This is a genomic window from Variovorax sp. IB41, from assembly GCF_016405905.1.
Classification (GTDB): Bacteria; Pseudomonadota; Gammaproteobacteria; order Burkholderiales; family Burkholderiaceae_C; genus Variovorax.
The window spans coordinates 43912-63270 of sequence record NZ_JAEFCB010000022.1; the positions used below are offsets into that span (position 1 = coordinate 43912).

Sequence of the window (19359 nt, forward strand, 5' to 3'; positions counted from 1 at the left end):
TTCTCCCTATTCCCGCGAGGTATTCCCCATGGCACTCGTCTCGATGCGCGAACTGCTGGACCACGCCGCAGCCAACGGCTACGGCATTCCGGCCTTCAACGTCAACAATCTCGAACAGGTCCAGGCCGTGATGGAGGCCGCCAAGGAAACCGGCGCCCCCGTCATCCTGCAAGCCAGCGCCGGTGCCCGCAAATACGCCGGCGAAGCTTTCATCAAGCACCTGATCCAGGCCGCGATCGAGCAGTACCCCAACATCCCGCTGGTCATGCACCAGGACCACGGCCAGAACCCCGACGTCTGCAAGGGCGCCATCGACCTGGGCTTCAGCTCGGTCATGATGGACGGCTCGCTCGAAGCCGACGGCAAGACCATCGCCAGCTACGACTACAACGTGGACGTCACCAAGAAGGTGTCGGACATGGCCCACCGCCTGGGCGTGACCGTCGAAGGCGAGCTCGGCTGCCTCGGATCGCTGGAGACCATGAAGGGCGACAAGGAAGACGGCCACGGCACCGACGACACCATGACGCGCGAGCAACTGCTCACCGACCCCGAGCAGGCCGCCGACTTCGTCAAGCGCACCCAGATCGACGCGCTGGCCATCGCCATCGGCACCAGCCACGGCGCCTACAAGTTCACCCGCGAGCCCACCGGCGACATCCTGGCGATCGACCGCATCAAGGAAATCCACCGCCGCATTCCCAACACCCACCTGGTGATGCACGGCTCCTCGAGCGTGCCGCAGGAACTGCTGGCGATCATTCGCCAGTACGGCGGCAACATGAAGGAAACCTACGGCGTGCCCGTCAAGGAAATCCAGGAAGCCATCAAGCACGGCGTGCGCAAGATCAACATCGACACCGACATTCGCCTGGCAATGACCGGCGCGGTGCGCAAGTTCCTGGCCGAGAACCCCGAGAAGTTCGACGCCCGCGAATGGCTCAAGCCCGCGCGTGAAGCCGCCAAACTGATCTGCAAGCAGCGCTACATCGAGTTCGGCTGCGAAGGCCAGGGCGCCAAGATCAAGGGCGACACGCTGCAGGTGGTCGCCGCCAAGTACGCCAAGGGCGAACTGGCCCAGGAAGTCGTCTAAAAACTTCCCCGCGATTCGAAGGCCACCGTTCGCGGTGGCTTTTTTCTGCGCGCACAATCCGCTTTCCCGTCACCCGCTTTCCCGTCACCCGTTTTCCCACAGCATCTCTGCCCTTGCTCCCATGACCACCGTCCACACCTCCTCCATCCAGAGCCTGCCCCTGCTTGCGCGCGGCAAGGTGCGCGACAACTACGCCGTCGGCGAGGACCGCATCCTGATGGTCGCGAGCGACCGGCTCAGCGCCTTCGACGTGATCATGGGCGAGCCGATTCCCGGCAAGGGCGAGATCCTCACGCAGATGGCGCTGTGGTGGTTCGAGCGGCTCGGCCAGCTCTGCCCCAACCACCTGACCGGCGACGCGCCCGAGAGCGTGGTCACCGCCGAAGAGGTGCCCCAGGTCACCCGGCGCTCGATGCTGGTCAAGCGACTGAAGCCGATTCCGGTGGAGGCCGTGGTGCGCGGCTACCTGGCCGGCAGCGGCTGGAAGGAGTACCAGGAAAGCCGATCGGTCTGCGGCGTGCCGCTGCCCGAGGGCCTGACCAACGCGAGCAAACTGCCGCGCCCGATCTTCACGCCCGCCGCCAAGGCCGCGGCCGGCGAACACGACGAGAACATCAGCTACGACCGCGTGGTCGAGATCGTCGGCCCCAAGCTGGCCCAGCAGATCCGCGAGACCAGCATCGCGATCTACGAAACCGCCGCGCAGATCGCCCTCACCAAGGGAATGATCATTGCCGACACCAAGTTCGAATTCGGCCTGGACGAAGCCGGCACGCTGGTGCTGATGGACGAGGTGCTCACGCCCGACAGCTCGCGCTACTGGCCCGTGGAAGGCTACGAGGCGGCGCTCGCCGCCGGCACCAACCCGCCGAGCTACGACAAGCAGTTCGTGCGCGACTGGCTCGAGGCCACCAAGATCAACGGCAAGCCTTGGGACAAGACGCCGCCGGCGCCGCGCCTGCCGGCCGAGGTGATCGAAAAAACTGCCGCCAAGTACCGCGAGGCGCTGGAACGCCTCACGGGCTGAGCGATAGCGCCCCCCGGCTTTTCACTTCGCTTCGCTGCGTGTAATTCGCCACCTCCCGAGGGGGAGGCGCGGCTCGCCTTGGGGCGGCCCGGCGGCTGCCGCCTTCAGCGGTTCCCCGAGCTCAACGTCGCCACGGTCCGCCCGCCGGCGTCCAGCAGCGCGAGCCGCCCCGGCGCAAGGCTGTAGCTCGAGGTGCTCTGCAGGGCCGAGAGGAACTGCGCTTCGTTGGCGCCGCGCACCGGGTCCGCGCAGGCCATGCGCGTGGCCGCCAGCTGCCCGATCTTCAATGTGATGCCGCTGCGGGTGTAGGTGCCCGAGACGCGGTTGCAGCCGCCCGAGCCGCTCACGCGGCCGCTGCTGCGGTCGAACTGGATCTGCGCATCGCCACCCGGCGTGATGGACTCGTCGCCCAGCTGCGTGAGGCGCCAGAGCGGGCCTTCGATGGGTTCGTCCAGGCTGATGCCGCTCCCGCAGCCGGTCAAGGTGATCAACAGCGCGGCCGTGGCAAGCACGGGGAGCGCAATGTGGCGGGCGAAGGAACGCATGGCCAGTCTTTCCTTTTGAATCTGCAACAAGATGAAATCGGGCGCCATCGTATGCGACGACGCCTAGCTCGCCAATGACGCCAGCGCCACGCCGCCCGCCAGCCGGGCCTCCACGCAACGCCGCACGCTGGCCGGCGTGCCGTCCCGGGCGAGCAGCGCGGGCCATTCGGCCTGCGCCTGGCGCACCGTGTCGCGGGCAATCGCCATGAGCCGCGCCGGGCGCAGCAGGCCCGCCGAGCGCAGCAGGGCGTCGAGCGCCGGCCAATCAAAGGCGCGCAGCTTGGCGTCGATCGCGCGGTTCACGCCGTAGTCGCCGGCCGGCACGTCCTCGAAGAAGGCGGCCACGCACACCGGGTCGTAGAGCGGCGCGAGCACCGGCGCCACGCCGTCCGGGTAGCGCAGCGCCCAGTTCTTCAGGTGCGCATCGCTGTTGCCCAGGAGGATGAAGGCGACGATGCGCCGCACGCATTCGCGCACGTCGGCCACCGGATTGGGCGAGAGCCGGTCGAGCACGCGCAGCATCGCGGGCCAGTCGACCGCCAGGCCCCGGCCGTACTTCTGCCGGGGCTCGTACTGCAGCACCTGCGCGAACTCCTCCATGTGGATGCGCCCGCCCTCGGGGGTGCGGTCGAAGCGGCGCACCGCAAGGATCTGCTCGAAGCGCACCTGTTCGGGCAGGTCGGCGTCGGCGCGGCCGATCACGGTGGCTTCCGCGCAATCGAGGCCCAGCGCGCCGCAGAGGCGATAGCCGGTGAACTCGTTGTCGACCAGGTCCGGATGCCGCGTGCTCGGCAGCTTGAGGATGAAGGAGCCGGCGGCCCCATGCCGCCGCACCACGTAGCGCCGCCCGTCCTGCACCGCGGAAAACTTGGTCACCACGCCCGGGATGGCGGCGGCGTCTTCCACCGGCATCTCGACGAAGCCGGGCTCCAGCACGTCCAGGCCGAGCGCCGTGTGCCAGTGGCGCACGGTGTCGGGAATGCCCTCGGCCGTGGGCACCGGCTCGACTTCCAGCGCGCCCATCAGGTCGTGGCCGGCGGCGGCGAGCAGCTCGAACTCGTCGTCGGCCGCGCAGCCGCGCTGCTGCGCGAGGCGCTCGCGGTTGTGGCCCTCGGGCAGCAGGTTCTGGAAATAGCTCGGCCAGTGGCCGTCGCTGCGCGAGACGCGGGTGTCGCGCGCCGAGGCCAGGATGGCGCGTGTCGCGGCCTCGTCGGCGCCACGGTACGCCAGGGAAAGCGTCGGCCGGCCGGCGTCGGCGATGTACGCCTCGTCGAACGACACGCGCAGGATGTCGCCGTACTGCGAGAGATAGCCGATGGCGCGCCGCCCGCCGTTGGGCCGCCCCGAGGCGGGCGAGCCCCCTTGGGGGGCAGCGCCGACACGAAGTGCGGAAGCGTGGGGGTCTTGTGCATCGCCATCCGGCCCATGCAGGTACATCCGCAGGTAGCGGATGCCGGTGTTGAAGGCGGCGCTCGTGCTCACCGGCTTTCGTCGGCCAGGCTCTGCGCGATGGAGGGCGGCGCGCCCACGCCCGCCGGCTGGCCCAGCAGGCGGCCGCCCGAGCGCACGAAGTCTTCGAGCTGCGGGCGCAGGGTGGCGGGCACGGGCATCAGCTCGAGCCCCAGCACGCGCGCCATTTCGAGCAGCGTCGACAGGCGCGGATCGATCTGACCGCTCTCGATGCGCTGCACCGTCATGCGCGAGAGCCCCGCCTGCGTGGCCAGCGCCTCCTGGCTCAGGCCGCCGGCCTTGCGGGCTTTTTCGAGTTCTTCGGTGAGTTGGAGCATTGGCGTACGCTTTTTCTAAAAATTGAGTAGCAATGCTATCTATCTAAGGCCGAGCAGGCAATAAAAAAGCGACCCTTCAGTCGCTTTTTTAATTCAATGCGCATCAAGCTGCGCATTTTGTAGTGTCAGCTCAGCACGACGCTGCTCAGGCGCCGGCGGTACGTCGCCACGACCGGGTCGTCCGGCGGAATCTGCCCGTCGGCCACCTTCACCTTCGGCGGCTCGATCACATCGAGGATCGCGATGTAGGTCTTGCGGGCGAGCTCTTCGCTCCAGCTCTTGTCGCGCATCAGGATGTCGAGCAGCTCGTCCATCGCGTCGGTCCAGCGCTGCCCGGCCATCAGGAGGCGGGCGCGGCCGAAGCGGGCGTCGAAGTCGCGCTTGTTGGCGGCGATCTTCGCGTCGAACTCGGCGATCGCGGGCGCGGGGCCCGCGACGGGCGCCGCGAAATCGATGGCGTCCATCCAGCGCTGCAGCGCATCGAAGCGGCGCACCAGGGAGGTCTTGGCGATCACGGGGGCGAAGGCCACCTTGGCGTCGTCGACGCGGCCCTCCTGCAGCAGGAGCTTGATGTAGTCGAAGCGGGCATCGTCGTTGGCCGGGTCGGTGGCCACCGCGTGCTGCAGCTTCTCGAGCGCGCCCTCCGTGTCGCCCTCGGCCAGCGCTTCCTGCGCGGCAGCTTCTTCCGAGGCGGCCTCGGCCTCGTCGGCGCCCGGCACGTGCTTGTCGAGGAATTCGCGGATCTTCTCGGCCGGAATGGCGCCCACGAAGCCGTCCACCGGCTGGCCGTCCTTGAACATCACGCAGAACGGGATGCTGCGCACGCCGAACATCTCGGACAGTTGCGACGAAATCTGCGGCACCTTGTCGGCGTCGAGCTTGGCCAGCGTGAAGCGGCCGGCGTATTCGACCTCGAGCTTTTCGAGCACCGGGCCGAGCTGCTTGCAGGGGCCGCACCATTCGGCCCAGATGTCCAGCAGCACCGGTGTGGCGACGGAGCCTTCGATCAGTTCGGCCTGGAAATTTTCGAGAGTGATGTCGATCATCGGAACCAGCTGGGGGTGAAACGTAAAATTGAAACCATGAACGAAACCATTCAGGTCGGTGTAGTGATGGGCTCGAACTCCGATTGGGAGACGATGCGCAACGCGGTCGAGATTCTCCAGCAATTCGGAATCGGGCACGAAGCCAAGGTGGTCTCGGCCCACCGGATGCCCGATGCGCTGTTCGCATATGCCGAAAGCGCCGCCGGGCGCGGGCTCACCGCGATCATCGCCGGAGCGGGCGGCGCGGCCCACCTGCCGGGCATGCTGGCCTCCAAGACCACGGTGCCGGTGCTCGGCGTGCCGGTGGCCAGCCGCCACCTGCAGGGCGTCGATTCCCTCTACAGCATCGTGCAGATGCCCAAGGGCGTGCCGGTGGCCACCTTTGCGATCGGCAATGCCGGCGCGGCCAACGCGGCGCTGTTCGCGGTGGCGATGCTGGCGGTGAACAACCCCGCGCTGCGCGCCAGGCTCGACGCCTTCCGCACGGCCCAGACCGCCGCCGCCGAAGCCATGACGCTGCCGCCGGCCGCCGCCGGCGAGGCCCCCGCGGCCCCGCCCGCCGTTTCTCCTTTCTCGCCGCAAGGCGGAGGTGCCCTGTGACCAAGAACGGCGATCTGCCCATCCTCCCGGGCGCCACGCTCGGCGTGCTCGGGGGCGGCCAGCTGGGCCGCATGTTCGCGCATGCCGCCCAGCGCATGGGCTACTTCACTGCGGTGCTCGACCCCGACGCCGACAGCCCTGCCGGCCGGGTGAGCCATCACCACATCCACACCGACTACGCCGATGTCGACGGCCTCGCCCGCCTGGCCGGCCTGGCCGACGCGGTGACCACCGAGTTCGAGAACGTGCCCGCGCCTTCGCTGGAGCACCTGGCCGTGGCGCGCCCCGTGGCGCCCGGCGCCTCGGCCATCGCCATCGCGCAGGACCGCATCGCCGAGAAGGCCCACTTCACCCGCTGCGGCGTGCCCTGCGCGCCCTACGCGGCCATCGAAACGGCCGCCCAGCTGGCCGCCGTCGAGGACCACCTCCTGCCCGGTATCCTGAAGACCGCGCGCCTGGGCTACGACGGCAAGGGCCAGCAGCGCGTGAAGACGCGCGCCGAGCTGGTCGAGGCCTGGCAGGCCACCGGCTGCGTGCCCTGCGTGCTCGAGAAGATGCTGCCGCTCGAATTCGAGTGCTCGGTGATTCTTGCGCGCGGCCGCGACGGGCAGATCGTGCACTTTCCGCCCCAGCGCAACCTGCACCGGGACGGCATCCTGGCCGTCACCGAGGTGCACGCGCTGAACATGCCCAAGACGGTGGCGCAGGGCGCGGTCAATTCCGCGAAAAGCATCGCCAACGGCCTGGGCTACGTGGGCGTGCTGTGCGTCGAATTCTTCGCGCTGGCCGACGGCTCGCTGGTGGTCAACGAAATGGCGCCGCGCCCGCACAACAGCGGCCACTACACGATGGAGGCCTGCGACGTGTCGCAGTTCGAGCTGCAGGTGCGCACCCTCGCGGGCCTGCCGCTCGCGCCGCCGCGCCAGCACAGCCCCGCGATCATGCTGAACCTGCTGGGCGACCTGTGGTTCACGTCCGGTGAAGAAAAGCCGGTCTCGCCGCGCTGGAGCGACGTGCTCGCGCTGCCCGGCGTGCACCTGCACCTCTACGGAAAGATCGAGCCGCGGCCCGGCCGCAAGATGGGCCACCTGACGCTCACCGGCGCCACGCTGGAGAGCGTGCGCGCCAATGCCTCGCAGGCCGCCCTGCTGCTGGGCCTGCCGGCGGTGGATGTGACCGGTCTCGCATGATCCTCGACGGCCAATCCCCCGAGGCCATCGCCGAGGCCGTGCGCGTGCTGCGCGCGGGCGGCCTCGTCGCCTTTCCGACCGAGACCGTCTACGGCCTGGGCGCCGACGCGAGCAGCGACATGGCCGTGGCCGGGATCTTCAAGGCCAAGGGGCGGCCCGCCGACCATCCGCTGATCGTGCACGTTGCCGCCGGCATGAAAGGCACCGAGGCGCTCTCGCGCTTCGCCCAGCCGCTGCCGCTCTTCGCGCAGAAGCTGGTGCAGGCCTTCTGGCCCGGCCCGCTCACGCTGATCGTCACGCGCCAGCCCGGCGTGGGCGCCGCGGCGGCGGGCGGGCAGGACACCATCGGCCTGCGCTGCCCCTCGCACCCCGTGGCCCAGGCGCTGCTCGAGGCCTGCGCCGAGCAGGGCGTGCCGGGCGTCGCGGGGCCGAGCGCCAACCGCTTCGGCCGCGTGAGCCCGACCACCGCCCAGCATGTCTACGACGAGTTCGGCGAAGCCGTGCCGGTCATCGACGGCGGCGCCTGCGAAGTCGGCATCGAATCGACCATCGTCGACTGCAGCCGCGGCGCGCCCGTGCTGCTGCGCCCGGGCCTCATCACGCGCGCGCAGATCGAAGCGGCCTGCGGCGAAAAGCTCAGCGATCGCGACGTGCTCGAAACCCCCGATCCGCGCGCCTCGGGCACGCTCGAGGCGCACTACGCGCCGAACGCCAAGCTGCGGCTGATGGATGCCAAGGCGCTGCAGACCGGCCTGGACGTGCTCGGCGCCAATGCCGCGCACATCGCCGTCTGGGCGCGCAGCAGCCTGCGCTGCCGCTCGCAGCGCGTGCTGCAGCGGCGCATGCCCGACGACGCGGCGACCAGCGCGCACCAGCTGTTCGCAGTGCTGCGCGAATTCGACGCGCAGGGCGTCAAGCTGATCTGGGTCGAGACGCCGCCCGACACGCCCGAGTGGGAAGGCGTGCGCGACCGCCTTCAGCGCGCGGCAGCAGCCTGATCCGGAAACACCGTGGAACCGGCTTTGCCGGGCCTCAGGTGTTGCCCCCGGCAGGGGGTTGGCGAAGCGACACGAAGTGCGCGCAGCCTGGGGGCGAGCCCTATCCTCCTGCCGCCAGCACGCCCTGGAAGAACCCGCGCGCTGCCGCCAGGCAGAACGGCGGCGCCAGCGTGCCGTGGTACGCGGCGGTGACCGCGCGCGCCTTGTCGGCATCGCTGCCCGCCGTGCTCTGCGCGAGCGAGCTCTTGGCCTGCGCGAAGCCCGCGCGGGCGGCCGAGTAGGCGTCGATCGCGGCGGAATCTTCCAGGTCCACCACCGACAGCGCCGCGGCCGGCATGCCCTTCGCGCGGAAGTAGCCCGCGGTGGCGCGGGTGCTCACGAAGTTCACCGTCGGGTCGTTGGCGCCGCCGCACATCAGCACCGGCCGGGTCGGCACCCAGTTGCGCAGGTCGTTGGCGAGCGCCGCCTTGCGAAAGCCCGTCGAGGGGCTGCAATTGAGCGGCGCCGTCGCGCCGAGCGAAGCCGCCGTCGCGGGCAGCGCGTTGCCGGGGCAGGGGTTGGACTGGACATCGCCGGCCGCCTGCGTGAGGTAGCTCTGGCGCACCAGGTTGTTGGCGCCGTAGAAGATCGAGAGGTCCGGGCTCACCGGCCCCGGCGTGGCGCCCGCCGGGAACAGCGCCAGCTGCGGCAGCTTGCCGCTGGTGAACAGCGTGTCCGGCGTCGCGCTCGGCAGCAGCGTGTCGATGCCGGTGGCGTACTGCGCTTCGTACACGTCGCTGGTGGCGTTGTAGACGTTGCCGAACTGCTGCTGCCAACTGGTCGACAGCAGCGGCACGAAGAGCGTCGCGCCCAGCGCCGGCCAGCCCTGGAAGGTGTAGTCGGTCAGGAGGCTGATGGCCGAGGGGGCCGACAGCGGCGCCGAGGCCGTCACGGCCTTGCCCGTGGCCTGCATCTCGCGGTGCGCGGCCATCGCGACGTAGCCGCCCTGCGAGTAGCCGGTGATGAAGAGCGAGCCCGCGTCGTTCGCGTCGATGCCCGAGAAGGTCTTGCGCGCCGCGGTGAGCGCATCGACCATGTCCTTGCCCTGCTGGTCGCCGTTCAGGTACGGGTGGTAGGCGAGCGTCGACTTGTCGTAGCCCGCGTAGTTGGGCGCCACCACGATGAAACCTTGCGCCGCGAGCATGGCCGCGACCACCACGCCTTCGCCGGCGGCCGCCTGTTTCGTGTCGGTCCACTTGGCCAGGTTGTAGTCGCGCGCGGCGTTCGTGCCGTGCGCATAGAGCACCACCGGCCGCGCGCCGTTGCAGGCGATGTCGGTGCCCGAGGGCACCATGATCGCGGCGGTCGCCGTGGTGGCTTCGCCCTTGCCGCCGACGGTGCGGTATTCGAGGTAGCGCGTGTCGATGCCGCACTTGGGCGTGCCCGCCACCTGCAGCAGCGCGCGGCCCTTGTCGTCGGCGCCCAAGAGCGTTTTGAACTGATCGACCGACAGCCGCGTGACCTGCGCGGGCGGGTTGGTGACGACCGAGCCGCGCCCGGTGTCGGCGACAGGCGGCGGAAAGCCCACGCCGATGCCGCCGCCGCCACCTCCTCCGCCCCCGCAGGCTGCAAGGAGCAGCGTGGCGCCCGCGAGTGCCGCCATCTTGTGCAGCGGCATGGATGGTTGTCGTTGTGGCGTGTTCAAGGCGTGTCTCCTGCTGTCGCTGTGTGGAATCGAACGGTCGTCAGATTCTGGGCAGCGCCATGGCCGCGCGCAAGCGGCGTTCGCCTACAGAAGATTTCAGTACACCGTGGGCCGGCGCGGCCGTTGGTGGTCGTCAGTTGTCCTGTGCGGCCCAATCGACCAGCGCGTCGAACGCGGCGCGCGTGGCGCCCGCGTTCTCGCCGTTGGCGATGGCCACCAGCACATAGCGCCGGCCGCTCGCGCCGTGCACGTAGCCGGCCACGCCCGAGGCGTCGCGCAGCGTGCCGGTCTTCAGGTGCGCAGCGCCCCCCGAGCGCAGCGCGCGCTTCTTCAGCGTGCCATCCACACCCGAGGCGGGCAGCGACGACATCAGTTCCGGCATCACCGGCGAGCGCCACGCCACCTGCAGCATCTTGCCCAGCGCCGCGGCGCTGATGCGCTCGTCGCGCGAGAGGCCCGAGCCGTTCTCGAACACCGGCTGCGCCTCGCCGGTGCCGATGCGCTCGCGCCACCACTGGCCCAGCGCGCTGCGCGAGGCCTCGAAGGTGCCGCGGTTCTTCTGCGTGAGGCCGATGGTGAGGAACACCTGCTGGGCCATCACGTTGTTGCTGTACTTGTTGATGTCGCGGATCACCTCGGCCAGCGGCGGCGAGCCGAACTCGAAGGCGGGCTTCAGGCCCGCGGGCACGCGGCCCTCGCGCATCTGCCCGCCCACGCGCCCGCCCATCTCGGCCCACATGCCGCCGAGCGCGCGCAGGCTGTACGTGCGCGGATCGCCGTAGGCCACGGCCCAGCTCTTCTCGCCGCAGGCGGCCGGAAAAGCGCCGTTGAAGCGGATGCGGTTGACGTCGCTGAAATCGGTCTTGAGCGCGGTGCGCCAGTCGCCGCATTCGCCGGGCGAAAGCGGCACGGTGGCCGGCATCGCCACGCTCGCGAGCGGCGGCTCGTAGCTCACGCGCGCGATCTGTGCGGCGCGGTCGGGCGCGAAGGTCATGTTGACCGACTTGAAGTTGACCAGCAGCGCATCGGGCGATGCGTTGTAGGGCCGCAGCGGCTCGCCGTCGAAGGCGCTCGGGTCGTTCTCCACCGTGTTCTCGAAGGCGCTGCGGTCGATCACGATGTCGCCGCTCACCGTGGTGATGCCAAGGCCCTGCACGTGGCGCAGCATCAGCCACACGCGCTCGAGCACCAGCTTCGGATCGCCCTGGCCCTTGATGTAGAGGTTGCCGTTGAGCACGCCGTTGCTGACCGGGCCTTCGACGTACACCGGCGTGGTCCAGCTGTAGGCGGGCCCCAGCAGGTCGAGCGCCGCGTAGGTGGTGACCAGCTTCATGATCGAGGCCGGATTCACCGGCACCTGCGAGCGCCAGGCCAGGCGCGGCGGGCGCACGCCGTCGGCATCGGCCACCAGCAGCGTCACCGTGTCGCGCGACACCTTGGCGCGCGCCAGGGCGGTTTCGACTTCGGTGGGAAGCGCTTGCTGGGCGAAGGCGCTGGCCGAGGCCAGCGCGGAGAGACAGATGAAGAGCGAAGGGATCAGGCGGGTGGCGAAAGGCATCCGGCGATTATCCCGGCGCGAGCGGGCCGCGCCCGAAACCGCCCCGCGGTCATCGCGCGCCCGGATGCAGCCCCAGCACGTTCGCGCCGATGGACGGATCGACGAAGCGCTCCAGCCGCTGCGGATGCAGGATCACCGTGATCTCGCACGAGCCCGTGCCCACCGTGAGGCCCAGCAGGTGCCCGCCCGCGCCGATGAAGGTGCCGTCGGTCACGATGCCGTGCGCATGGATCGAGGGCTTGCCCTCCTTCCAGGCGATGGAGCCGGTGAGGTTGGCGAGCTCCACGTCCTTGAAGGTCTTCGGGTTGAAGACCTTCTTCGCGAAGTCGTAGAAGCCGAAGGTCGCCTCGCGCATGAAGCCGATGCCCACGATGCTCGCGCTCGGAATCTGCTCGACCACCGCGAGCCTCTCGATGTGCGCGATGACGTCGTCGCCGTTGCGCAGCACCATGAGGTAGCCGGTGGGCGTGCGCGTGACCTTGCCGGTCAGGTCCTGCGCCATGGCCGAGTTGCTTGCAAAGAGCGCTGCGCAAGCCGCGGCCAGGATGAACAGGGTGGATGCGAGGGTCTTCTTGATGAACATGGTTTGTCTCGTTTCTTTGTTGATGGAAATCCAGGAGATGCACGGTTGCGGCTCGCGCCGCGGAAGGCGAACGCCCGCGCGCCGGAATGCGATCCCGGCGCGCCGGTGTTCGACACGGGGTGGCCCGCGGCAGCCGCGGGTGGTTGGAGACGGAAACGGCGGCGGATGCCTAGTGCGCGGGCGCCGTCGGCACGCGGCTCGCTTGCACCTTCGCATGCACCTTGGCGCGCAGCCGCGCCACGTTCACGACGAAGCGGCTGTGCGTGCCGCTGGCAACTTCCTCGTCGCCTTCGTGCACGCTGAAGTCGAAGTCCACGCTGCGCCCGTCGACCGCGCGCACGCGCGCCTCGATGCGCACCGTCTGCCCGAGCAGGGTCGCGCCGACGTGCTTGAGCGCGATGGCTGTGCCGACCGAAGACTCGCCCTCGTCCGCGTGACCGAGCAGGAAGTCCAGGCACGCCTCTTCCACATCGCGCACCAGCTCGGGCGTTGCGTAGATGCGCAAATCCTCGCCCAGGAAGTCGACCGTGCGCGCGCGGTCCACCGCGAGTTCGCGTTGCAGCGTGGCGCCGGGGTGCAGTTCTTTTTTCATGCGATGTTCCGATGGAGCGGGGGCGTCAATTGACGTTGTCCCGACTGGTTGCGTGTCGTTCCGCGAGGCAGTCTAGGAACGTCGGCGCACCGCGGCAAACGAGTTTTTCTCGAACGATTGCCGAGAAAATATTGAAGCGCCGCCGCCCCTTCCAATTCGCGCTTTTATCCGCGCCTCATCCGCTCCCGAAAGAACCGCCCCACCATGTCGCGCCCCATCCCTCCGCTCAATCCGCTGCGGGCCTTCGAGGTCGCGGCGCGGCATCTGAGCTTCACGCGCGCGGCCGATGAACTCTTCGTGACGCCCTCGGCCGTGAGCCACCAGATCAAGACGCTGGAAGAAAACCTGGGCATCGCGCTGTTCGTGCGCGACACCAAGTCGCTCACGCTCACCGCCGCGGGCAAGGCGTACCTGCCGGGCATCCAGGAGGCCTTCAAGCAGGTCATCTACGCCACGCAGTTGCTGCGCCAGTCGCAGGGCTCGCCCTCGCTCAAGATCAACCTGCCGCCGACCTTCGCGGTGAAGTGGCTGATCCCGCGCATGCGCCGCTTCATGCAGGCGCACCCGGACATCGACCTGGAGATCTCGACCTCCAAGCACATGGTCGACTTCACCCGCGAAGACTTCGACATGACCGTGCGCTACGGCCGCGGCATCTACCCGGGCCTGCATTCGGAGCTGTGCCTGCCGGTGGAGGTGTTCCCGGTGTGCAGCCCCGCGTTGATGGAAGGCGCGCATCCGCTGAAGACGCCGGCCGACCTCAAGCACCACGTGCTGCTGCACGACCACAGCACCTACAGCGACGTGAGCAATCCCGACTGGGGCGTGTGGCTCGAGCACGCGGGCGTGACCGACGTGGACGCGACGCGCGGCCCTTCGTTCTGGCCCAGCCACCTCGTGATCAACGCCGCCGTCGACGGGCTGGGCGTCGCGCTGGTGAAGAAGAACTGGGTGATCAAGGACCTGGCCGACGGGCTGCTCGTGCGGCCCTTCGAGCTCGCGCTGCCGGTGGAGTTTTCCTACTTCATGGTCTACCCGCAGGACCGCCGCACCGACCCGCGCATCATGGCCTTCGTGGCCTGGGTGCACGAGGAAATCGCGCGCGACGCGGGCGTGGCGCCGGCCTGATGCGCCGCGCGCTTCAGGCGAGGCGGTAGAGGCGCACGGCGTTGTCGTGCAGCAGTTGGCGGCGCTGCGCCGCGGGGCGATCGGCGATGGCCGCCAGAAAGCCGCGCAGGATCGTCGCGTAGTCCGCCACCAGGCTGTCGACCGGGAAGTTGCTCGCGAACATGCAGCGATCGGCGCCGAAGATCGCGATCGCATCGCGAATCAGCGGCACGTTCGCCGCTTCGGTGCACGGCAGGCCGGGCCGGCCCAGCCCCGAGATCTTGATCGCGGTGTTCGGCTGCGCGGCCAGGCCTTCGAGCGCGCGGCGCCAGCCGGCGAGCCCTTCGTCGCTGCGGTCCGACGGAAGGCCGGTGTGGTTGAGCACGAGCAGCGTGTGCGGAAAGTCTCGGGCGAGCTGCGCGGCCTGGTCCAGGTTCCACCACGGCGCCTGCAGGTCGAACGACAGCCCGTGCGCGTGCAGCAGCGCATAGCCGCGGCGCCAGCGCGCGTCGTCCATCGAACCCGCGAGGCCCCGCCGGGCCGTTGCCGCCGAGGTGGCCGTCACCGGCTTGTGGCGGATGCCGCGCACCAGCGCGAAGCCGGCCTGCGCGGCGAGGATTTCGGGCGCGTCGTCGCGGTCCAGCGCCGCGTGCGCGACGATCGCCGAGGGGCGGCCTTCGGCCGCGGCCAGGGCCGTGAGCCACCGCGTCTCGGCCACCGGGTCGTTGCGCGCCCACTCGGCCTCGATGTGCACCGTCAGCGCCGGCGCATGGCCGCGCGTATCGCGCGCGAGGTCGGCGGGCAGGTAGTTGCGCCGCAGCGCCGAATAGTCGCCGTAGCGGAAGTTCGGCACCGTCTCGCCCTGCAGCCAGGGGTAGGGGTGCAGGTCGAGGTTCCAGAAGTGCTGGTGCGCATCGACGAAGGGCTCGTCGAACGTGAACACGTTGCCCATCGAATTCATCGCCCGATTTTCGGCGCTCAACTGGACAGGTTGATCTTGCCCGCGAGCGCCTTGAAGAAATCGCTCTCGCGCGCCATCACCGCTTCGAGCGCCACATCGTCGGCGTAGGTGTCGGTGCTGAAGTGCAGCTTGGCGAGCGCGTCGAGCCACACCGGCTCCTTCACCGCCCTGGCCGTCGCCGCCTTCAGCACCGCGACCACGTCGTCGGGCGTGGCGCGCGGTGCCGAGAGCCCGCGCCAGATGCCGATCGACAGGTCGATGCCGCGCTCCTTCAACGTGGGGATCTTCTCGAAGCCGTCGGCCACGCGCCGGTCGGCCATCACGGCCAGCGCCTTGAGCTTGCCGGCCGCCACGTAGCTGGACACCTCGGCCGTGCTCACCGTCACCGCATCGATGTGGCCGCCCAGCAGCGCGAGCACCGCGGGCGCGCCGCCCGCATAGGGAATGTGGTTGAACTTCGCGCCTGTCTTCTCGGCGAGCGCCGCGGCCGCCATGTGCCATGTGGAGCCGTGGCCGGCATTGCCCACGCGGATGTTCGCATCGGCCTCGCGCGCGGCCTCGACGAACTGCTCCAGCGTGGCATAGGGCGCGTCGGCGCGCACCACGACCGCGGCCGGGTCGGCGTTCAGCCGCGCGATGGGGCGCAGGTCCTTGTACGAAAACTTGGCCAGGCCCAGGTGGTTCAGGAAGGTGAGCTCGGTGGAGGACAGCACGATGCGGTAGCCGTCGGGCTTCGCATTCACCACGTCGCCCAGCCCCAGCACGCCGCTCGCCCCGGGCTTGTTGATGACCACGATGGGCTGCGGCAGGTACTTCGCGACGGCCGCGCCGAATGCGCGGCCCACCACGTCGGCGCCGCCGCCGGCCTGCCAGGGCACGACCAGCTCGATCGGCTTGTTCGGATAGGTGCCGCCCTGGGCGCGCGCGGCGCCGGTGAGCGCCGCGAGCGGCAGCCCGAGCGCAAAGGGCAGGGCCGAGGGAATGGCGCGCAGCAGCCGGCGGCGCGCGAGGTTTGTCGATGCGGTATTCATTTGTCTTTGTCTCCGTCGCGTGTTTTCTTGTGCGCTGTCCGGCTTGCGTGTCCTCAGTCCGCCGCCGCGTCGGCTTCGGCGGTGACCGCGGTCACGGCCCCGAAGGCGCCACTCTGGCGCAAGGCTTCGATCGCCGCTGGCGTCATGCCGATTTCCCCCAGCACCTGGTCGGTGTGCTGGCCCAGCAGCGGCGCGGGATGCCGCACCTGCTGCGGCGTGCCCCCGAGCTTGACCGGAAATCCGAGCGCGCGGGTCTCGCCCTCCACTGGGTGCTGGATCTTGAGCACCATCTCGCGCGCCACCGCCTGGTCGCTCGCCAGCGCTTCGGCGTAGTTGAGGATCGGCGCGGCCGGCACGCCAGCGGCCAGCAGCGCATCGACCCATTCATTGGCCGTGCGGCGCGCGAACTCGCGCTCCAGCTCCTCGATCAGCACCGCCCGGTTGCGGATGCGCAGCACGTTGTCGGTGAAGCGCGCGTCCTTGGTGAGGTCGTCGCGGCCGATCACCCTGCACAGCGCGGTCCACAGCTTCGGGTTGGCCGCGCCGATCACGAAGTGGCGGTCCGAGGCGCGCACCGCCTGGTAGGGCGCGCTCATGCGGTTGGCGCTGCCGATGGGCACCGGCACCTCGCCCGTGCCCCAGTACTCGGCCGACTCCCACACCGACAGGCTCATCGCCGTCTCGAAGAGCGAGGCGTCGACGAACTGGCCTTCGCCTGTAAGGCCGCGGCCGATCACCGCGCTCAGGATGCCGTAGGCCGCGAAGAGGCCCGCGCCCAGGTCGGCCAGCGGAATCGCCGACTTCACCGGCGCCTCGCCCGCATGGCCCATCACGCTCATGACGCCGGTCATCGCCTGCGCGATCAGGTCCAGCCCCGGGCGCTTGGCCCAGGGGCCGGTCTGGCCGAAGCCCGAGATGCTCGCGTACACCAGACGCGGGTTGAGCGCGCGCAGCGTGGGGTAGTCGATCTTCAGCCGCGCGGCCACGCCGGGGCGGTTGTTCTCCACCAGCACGTCGGCGTCTTTCACGAGCGCGTAGAAGGCTTCGAGGCCGGCCGGGTTCTTCAGGTCGATTTCCACGCTGCGCTTGTTGCGGTTGAGCGCGAGGAAGCCGCCGCTGTCGGCGCCCTTGAGGCGAAAGCCCATCGAGCGGCGCGTCTGGTCGCCGATGCCGGGCGTCTCGACCTTGATCACGTCCGCGCCCATGTCGCCGAGCAGCATGCAGCAGAAGGGGCCGGCCATGATCTGGCTGACGTCGAGGACCTTGATCCGGGAGAGAGGAAGAGGAAGGGACACGCGGGTGCTCCGTGGGTTGTGTGAGGGCGCGATCGAACGGCTCAGCGGCCGGTGAACACGGGCCTGGCCTTGGCCAGGAAGGCCTGGAAGCCGATCTGGAAGTCCTCGGTGTCGAAGCAGGCGTAAGCCTCGGCGTTCTCGGCGTCGGTCAGCGGCGCGGGCTCGGCCAGGCGGCGCACGAATTCCTTGTGCCAGCGCGCCACCAGCGGCGCGCCCGCGGCGATCCGCTTGGCCGCGGCATAGCCCTGTTCGAGCACCTCGGTGTCGTCCACCACGCGGTTGACCAGCCGTTTCTCGAACGCCTCCCTCGCATCGAAGACGCGGCCTTCGAGCACGATCTCCAGCGCGATCGCGCTGCCGACCAGGTTCACCAGGCCGCCCAGTTCGCCGAAGGACATCACCAGCCCCAGCTTGTTGACCGGCACGCCGAAGCGGCTGGAGTTGCCGCAGATGCGCATGTCGCACACCGAGGCGATCTCCAGCCCGCCGCCCACGCAGGCGCCCTCGATCACCGCGACAGTGGGGTGCTTGCTGTGCGCGATGGCATGCATCGCGCGGTGCGTGATCTCCCCGTAGGCCGCGGCCTGCGCCGCGTTGGCGCGGCTGGTGCGGAACTCCTCGATGTCGGCGCCCGCCGAGAAGGCCTTGCCGCCGGCGCCGCGCAGCACCACGCAGCGCAGGTCGTCGTCGGCCGAGAGCTCGGCGAACGCGTCCGCCAGGCCCTGCCACATGGACTTGTCCATGGCGTTCATCTTGTCGGGCTTGTTGAGGACGACGGTGGCGATGCGGTCGTCGCGCTCGACCTGGATCAGGGAAGTCATGCGGCTGTGTCTCTTTCGTTGGGGGCCTGCGGCAAGGAGGCCGGGTTGCGAATGCGGCGAAGTCTAGGGAGCGCGCGGAGCGCAGCCAAACGAAAAAAACTGGGGCAGCGTTCAAGAAAAACTCGCGCCATGACGGGCCTCTGGCCTTGTGAATTTTTCTCGGCCGCACTTCAAGTAATTCCACGTTGCCGCGCCACCGGGCCGTTCCTAGACTCGCGCCCCACAACGAACCCTCGAGCACATCGAGCACCTCGAACACAGCGAACCGGAGACCGCATGGCCCTCATCAACTACATCACCCAGATCCAGATCGACTTCGGCGCGGTGCAGCTGCTCGCGCAGGAGTGCGACCGCATCGGCATCCGCCGCCCGCTGGTCGTGACCGACGCCGGCGTGCGCGCCGCGGGCGTGCTCGACCGCGTCACCGCGCAGCTCGGCGCGGGCCGCGCGTTCGTGGTGTTCGACGGCACGCCGTCCAATCCCACCGAGGCCGCGATGCGCGCCGCCGTGGCGATGTATGCGGCACACGATTGCGACGGCATCGTCGCGGTCGGCGGCGGCTCGGCCATCGATCTGGCCAAGGGCGTGGCGGTGTGCGCCACGCACGAAGGGCCGCTCAAGTCATTCGCCGCGATCGAGGGCGGCGCCGCGCGCATCACCGCCGCCACCGCGCCGGTCATCGCGGTGCCCACCACCGCCGGCACGGGCAGCGAGGTCGGCCGCGGCGCGGTGCTGATCCTGGACGACGGCCGCAAGGTCGGCGTGCTGTCGCCGTACCTCGTGCCGCGCGTGGCGCTGTGCGACCCCGAGCTCACGCTCGGCCTGCCGCCGATGCTAACCGCGGCCACCGGCATGGATGCCATCGCGCACTGCATGGAGACCTTCATGGCGCCCGCCTTCAACCCGCCGGCCGACGGCATCGCGCTCGATGGCCTGCGCCGCGCGTGGCGCCACATCGAGCGCGCGACCGCCACGCCCGGCGACCGCGAGGCGCGGCTGAACATGATGAGCGCCTCGATGCAGGGCGCGCTCGCGTTCCAGAAGGGCCTGGGCTGCGTGCACAGCCTGAGCCATGCGATGGGCGGGCTGGTGCCGCGCCTGCACCACGGCACGCTCAACGCGATCCTGCTGCCCGCGGTGATCCGCTTCAACGCAGAAGCGCCTTCGATGCAGAAGGACGAACGCCTCGCGCGCATGGCGCAGGCCATGGACCTGGGCGGCGCCGACGAGGTGGCGCCCGCGGTCCACGCCATGAGCCAGCGGCTCGGCCTGCCGACCGGGCTCGCGGCGCTGGACGTTTCGCCCGGGATCTTTCCGCGCGTGATCGAAGGCGCGCTCAAGGACCACTGCCACAAGACCAACCCGCGCGAGGCGAGCCCCGCCGACTACGAGGCGATGCTGGCCGCGTCGATGTAGGGCGCGGGACCGGCACGCGGCCAAC

19 protein-coding genes are annotated in these 19359 nt (G+C 69.7%); 7 read left to right on the forward strand and 12 right to left on the reverse strand.

Annotation, left to right across the window (positions count from 1 at the left end; all coding sequences use genetic code 11):
- Positions 1–28 precede the first annotated feature (28 nt).
- Together fba and JC881_RS27665 are read left to right on the forward strand one after the other, a co-directional pair.
- The gene (gene fba, locus JC881_RS27660) at positions 29–1093 is read left to right on the forward strand and encodes a class II fructose-bisphosphate aldolase (protein ID WP_013544161.1); all 1065 of its coding nucleotides are present in this window, start codon (positions 29–31) and stop codon (positions 1091–1093) included.
- 121 nt (positions 1094–1214) lie between these two features.
- Positions 1215–2120, forward strand: a complete 906-nt coding sequence (locus JC881_RS27665) for a phosphoribosylaminoimidazolesuccinocarboxamide synthase (protein ID WP_198788902.1) — start codon at positions 1215–1217, stop codon at positions 2118–2120.
- A 104-nt stretch (positions 2121–2224) separates the two neighbouring features.
- Here JC881_RS27665 and JC881_RS27670 read toward each other — a convergent pair whose 3' ends face one another.
- The 4 genes from JC881_RS27670 to JC881_RS27685 form a co-directional block, all read right to left on the reverse strand.
- Positions 2225–2665, reverse strand: a complete 441-nt coding sequence (locus tag JC881_RS27670) for an META domain-containing protein (protein WP_198788903.1) — start codon at positions 2663–2665, stop codon at positions 2225–2227.
- Between the two features lie 63 nt (positions 2666–2728).
- On the reverse strand, positions 2729–4102 hold the full coding sequence (locus JC881_RS27675) for a type II toxin-antitoxin system HipA family toxin (protein WP_198788951.1): 1374 nt from the start codon (positions 4100–4102) through the stop codon (positions 2729–2731).
- 41 nt (positions 4103–4143) lie between these two features.
- The gene (locus tag JC881_RS27680) at positions 4144–4452 is read right to left on the reverse strand and encodes a helix-turn-helix domain-containing protein (protein ID WP_013544157.1); all 309 of its coding nucleotides are present in this window, start codon (positions 4450–4452) and stop codon (positions 4144–4146) included.
- 125 nt (positions 4453–4577) lie between these two features.
- Positions 4578–5498 carry a tetratricopeptide repeat protein gene (locus tag JC881_RS27685; protein ID WP_198788904.1) on the reverse strand — a complete coding sequence of 307 codons (921 nt, stop codon included), beginning with the start codon at positions 5496–5498 and terminating at the stop codon, positions 4578–4580.
- Between the two features lie 36 nt (positions 5499–5534).
- Here JC881_RS27685 and purE point away from each other — a divergent pair, with 36 nt between their 5' ends.
- The 3 genes from purE to JC881_RS27700 are packed head-to-tail and all read left to right on the forward strand — an operon-like array spanning position 5535 to position 8286.
- Positions 5535–6098, forward strand: a complete 564-nt coding sequence (gene purE / locus JC881_RS27690) for a 5-(carboxyamino)imidazole ribonucleotide mutase (protein WP_198788905.1) — start codon at positions 5535–5537, stop codon at positions 6096–6098.
- Positions 6095–7288 (forward strand): 5-(carboxyamino)imidazole ribonucleotide synthase, encoded by a 1194-nt coding sequence (locus tag JC881_RS27695; RefSeq protein ID WP_198788906.1) that lies wholly within the window; start codon positions 6095–6097, stop codon positions 7286–7288. The genes purE and JC881_RS27695 overlap by 4 nt, the downstream gene beginning before the upstream one ends.
- Complete coding sequence (locus JC881_RS27700) at positions 7285–8286, forward strand: L-threonylcarbamoyladenylate synthase (RefSeq protein ID WP_198788907.1); 1002 nt, start codon at positions 7285–7287, stop codon at positions 8284–8286. The genes JC881_RS27695 and JC881_RS27700 overlap by 4 nt, the downstream gene beginning before the upstream one ends.
- Positions 8287–8386: 100 nt before the next feature.
- Here the strand turns inward: JC881_RS27700 and JC881_RS27705 are convergent, their stop codons facing one another.
- From JC881_RS27705 to JC881_RS27720, 4 genes are all read right to left on the reverse strand, one after another.
- On the reverse strand, positions 8387–9970 hold the full coding sequence (locus JC881_RS27705; RefSeq protein WP_198788908.1) for an alpha/beta hydrolase family protein: 1584 nt from the start codon (positions 9968–9970) through the stop codon (positions 8387–8389).
- Between the two features lie 133 nt (positions 9971–10103).
- Positions 10104–11528 carry a D-alanyl-D-alanine carboxypeptidase/D-alanyl-D-alanine endopeptidase gene (dacB, locus tag JC881_RS27710; protein ID WP_198788909.1) on the reverse strand — a complete coding sequence of 475 codons (1425 nt, stop codon included), beginning with the start codon at positions 11526–11528 and terminating at the stop codon, positions 10104–10106.
- 49 nt (positions 11529–11577) lie between these two features.
- A complete protein-coding gene (locus tag JC881_RS27715; RefSeq protein ID WP_198788910.1) occupies positions 11578–12111 on the reverse strand; it encodes a PPC domain-containing DNA-binding protein in 534 nt (177 codons plus the stop codon).
- 169 nt (positions 12112–12280) lie between these two features.
- The gene (locus JC881_RS27720; protein ID WP_198788911.1) at positions 12281–12703 is read right to left on the reverse strand and encodes a thioesterase family protein; all 423 of its coding nucleotides are present in this window, start codon (positions 12701–12703) and stop codon (positions 12281–12283) included.
- Between the two features lie 204 nt (positions 12704–12907).
- Between JC881_RS27720 and JC881_RS27725 the strand changes: the two genes are divergently transcribed.
- Positions 12908–13831 carry a transcriptional regulator GcvA gene (locus JC881_RS27725; protein ID WP_198788912.1) on the forward strand — a complete coding sequence of 308 codons (924 nt, stop codon included), beginning with the start codon at positions 12908–12910 and terminating at the stop codon, positions 13829–13831.
- A 13-nt stretch (positions 13832–13844) separates the two neighbouring features.
- Here the strand turns inward: JC881_RS27725 and JC881_RS27730 are convergent, their stop codons facing one another.
- The 4 genes from JC881_RS27730 to JC881_RS27745 are packed head-to-tail and all read right to left on the reverse strand — an operon-like array spanning position 13845 to position 17918.
- Complete coding sequence (locus JC881_RS27730) at positions 13845–14771, reverse strand: amidohydrolase family protein (RefSeq protein WP_233102082.1); 927 nt, start codon at positions 14769–14771, stop codon at positions 13845–13847.
- Positions 14772–14788: 17 nt separating this feature from the next.
- Complete coding sequence (locus tag JC881_RS27735) at positions 14789–15802, reverse strand: Bug family tripartite tricarboxylate transporter substrate binding protein (RefSeq protein WP_198788913.1); 1014 nt, start codon at positions 15800–15802, stop codon at positions 14789–14791.
- A gap of 53 nt (positions 15803–15855) precedes the next feature.
- A complete protein-coding gene (locus tag JC881_RS27740; protein ID WP_332875302.1) occupies positions 15856–17097 on the reverse strand; it encodes a CaiB/BaiF CoA transferase family protein in 1242 nt (413 codons plus the stop codon).
- A gap of 41 nt (positions 17098–17138) precedes the next feature.
- On the reverse strand, positions 17139–17918 hold the full coding sequence (locus JC881_RS27745) for an enoyl-CoA hydratase-related protein (RefSeq protein ID WP_198788914.1): 780 nt from the start codon (positions 17916–17918) through the stop codon (positions 17139–17141).
- A 276-nt stretch (positions 17919–18194) separates the two neighbouring features.
- Between JC881_RS27745 and JC881_RS27750 the strand changes: the two genes are divergently transcribed.
- On the forward strand, positions 18195–19334 hold the full coding sequence (locus JC881_RS27750; protein ID WP_198788915.1) for an iron-containing alcohol dehydrogenase: 1140 nt from the start codon (positions 18195–18197) through the stop codon (positions 19332–19334).
- The last annotated feature ends 25 nt before the right edge of the window (positions 19335–19359 follow it).

Excerpts from the sequence above, each read along its gene's own strand:
- JC881_RS27725 (WP_198788912.1), top strand. The coding sequence starts at position 12,908 with ATGTCGCGCCCCATCCCTCCGCTCAATCCGCTGCGGGCCTTCGAGGTC.
- JC881_RS27715 (WP_198788910.1), bottom strand. The coding sequence starts at position 12,111 with ATGTTCATCAAGAAGACCCTCGCATCCACCCTGTTCATCCTGGCCGCG.
- JC881_RS27675 (WP_198788951.1), bottom strand. The coding sequence starts at position 4,102 with ATGTACCTGCATGGGCCGGATGGCGATGCACAAGACCCCCACGCTTCC.
- JC881_RS27685 (WP_198788904.1), bottom strand. The coding sequence starts at position 5,498 with ATGATCGACATCACTCTCGAAAATTTCCAGGCCGAACTGATCGAAGGC.
- dacB (WP_198788909.1), bottom strand. The coding sequence starts at position 11,528 with ATGCCTTTCGCCACCCGCCTGATCCCTTCGCTCTTCATCTGTCTCTCC.
- JC881_RS27730 (WP_233102082.1), bottom strand. The coding sequence starts at position 14,771 with ATGAATTCGATGGGCAACGTGTTCACGTTCGACGAGCCCTTCGTCGAT.
- JC881_RS27720 (WP_198788911.1), bottom strand. The coding sequence starts at position 12,703 with ATGAAAAAAGAACTGCACCCCGGCGCCACGCTGCAACGCGAACTCGCG.
- JC881_RS27735 (WP_198788913.1), bottom strand. The coding sequence starts at position 15,802 with ATGAATACCGCATCGACAAACCTCGCGCGCCGCCGGCTGCTGCGCGCC.
- JC881_RS27745 (WP_198788914.1), bottom strand. The coding sequence starts at position 17,918 with ATGACTTCCCTGATCCAGGTCGAGCGCGACGACCGCATCGCCACCGTC.
- JC881_RS27750 (WP_198788915.1), top strand. The coding sequence starts at position 18,195 with ATGGCCCTCATCAACTACATCACCCAGATCCAGATCGACTTCGGCGCG.
- fba (WP_013544161.1), top strand. The coding sequence starts at position 29 with ATGGCACTCGTCTCGATGCGCGAACTGCTGGACCACGCCGCAGCCAAC.
- JC881_RS27680 (WP_013544157.1), bottom strand. The coding sequence starts at position 4,452 with ATGCTCCAACTCACCGAAGAACTCGAAAAAGCCCGCAAGGCCGGCGGC.
- JC881_RS27665 (WP_198788902.1), top strand. The coding sequence starts at position 1,215 with ATGACCACCGTCCACACCTCCTCCATCCAGAGCCTGCCCCTGCTTGCG.
- JC881_RS27700 (WP_198788907.1), top strand. The coding sequence starts at position 7,285 with ATGATCCTCGACGGCCAATCCCCCGAGGCCATCGCCGAGGCCGTGCGC.
- purE (WP_198788905.1), top strand. The coding sequence starts at position 5,535 with ATGAACGAAACCATTCAGGTCGGTGTAGTGATGGGCTCGAACTCCGAT.
- JC881_RS27670 (WP_198788903.1), bottom strand. The coding sequence starts at position 2,665 with ATGCGTTCCTTCGCCCGCCACATTGCGCTCCCCGTGCTTGCCACGGCC.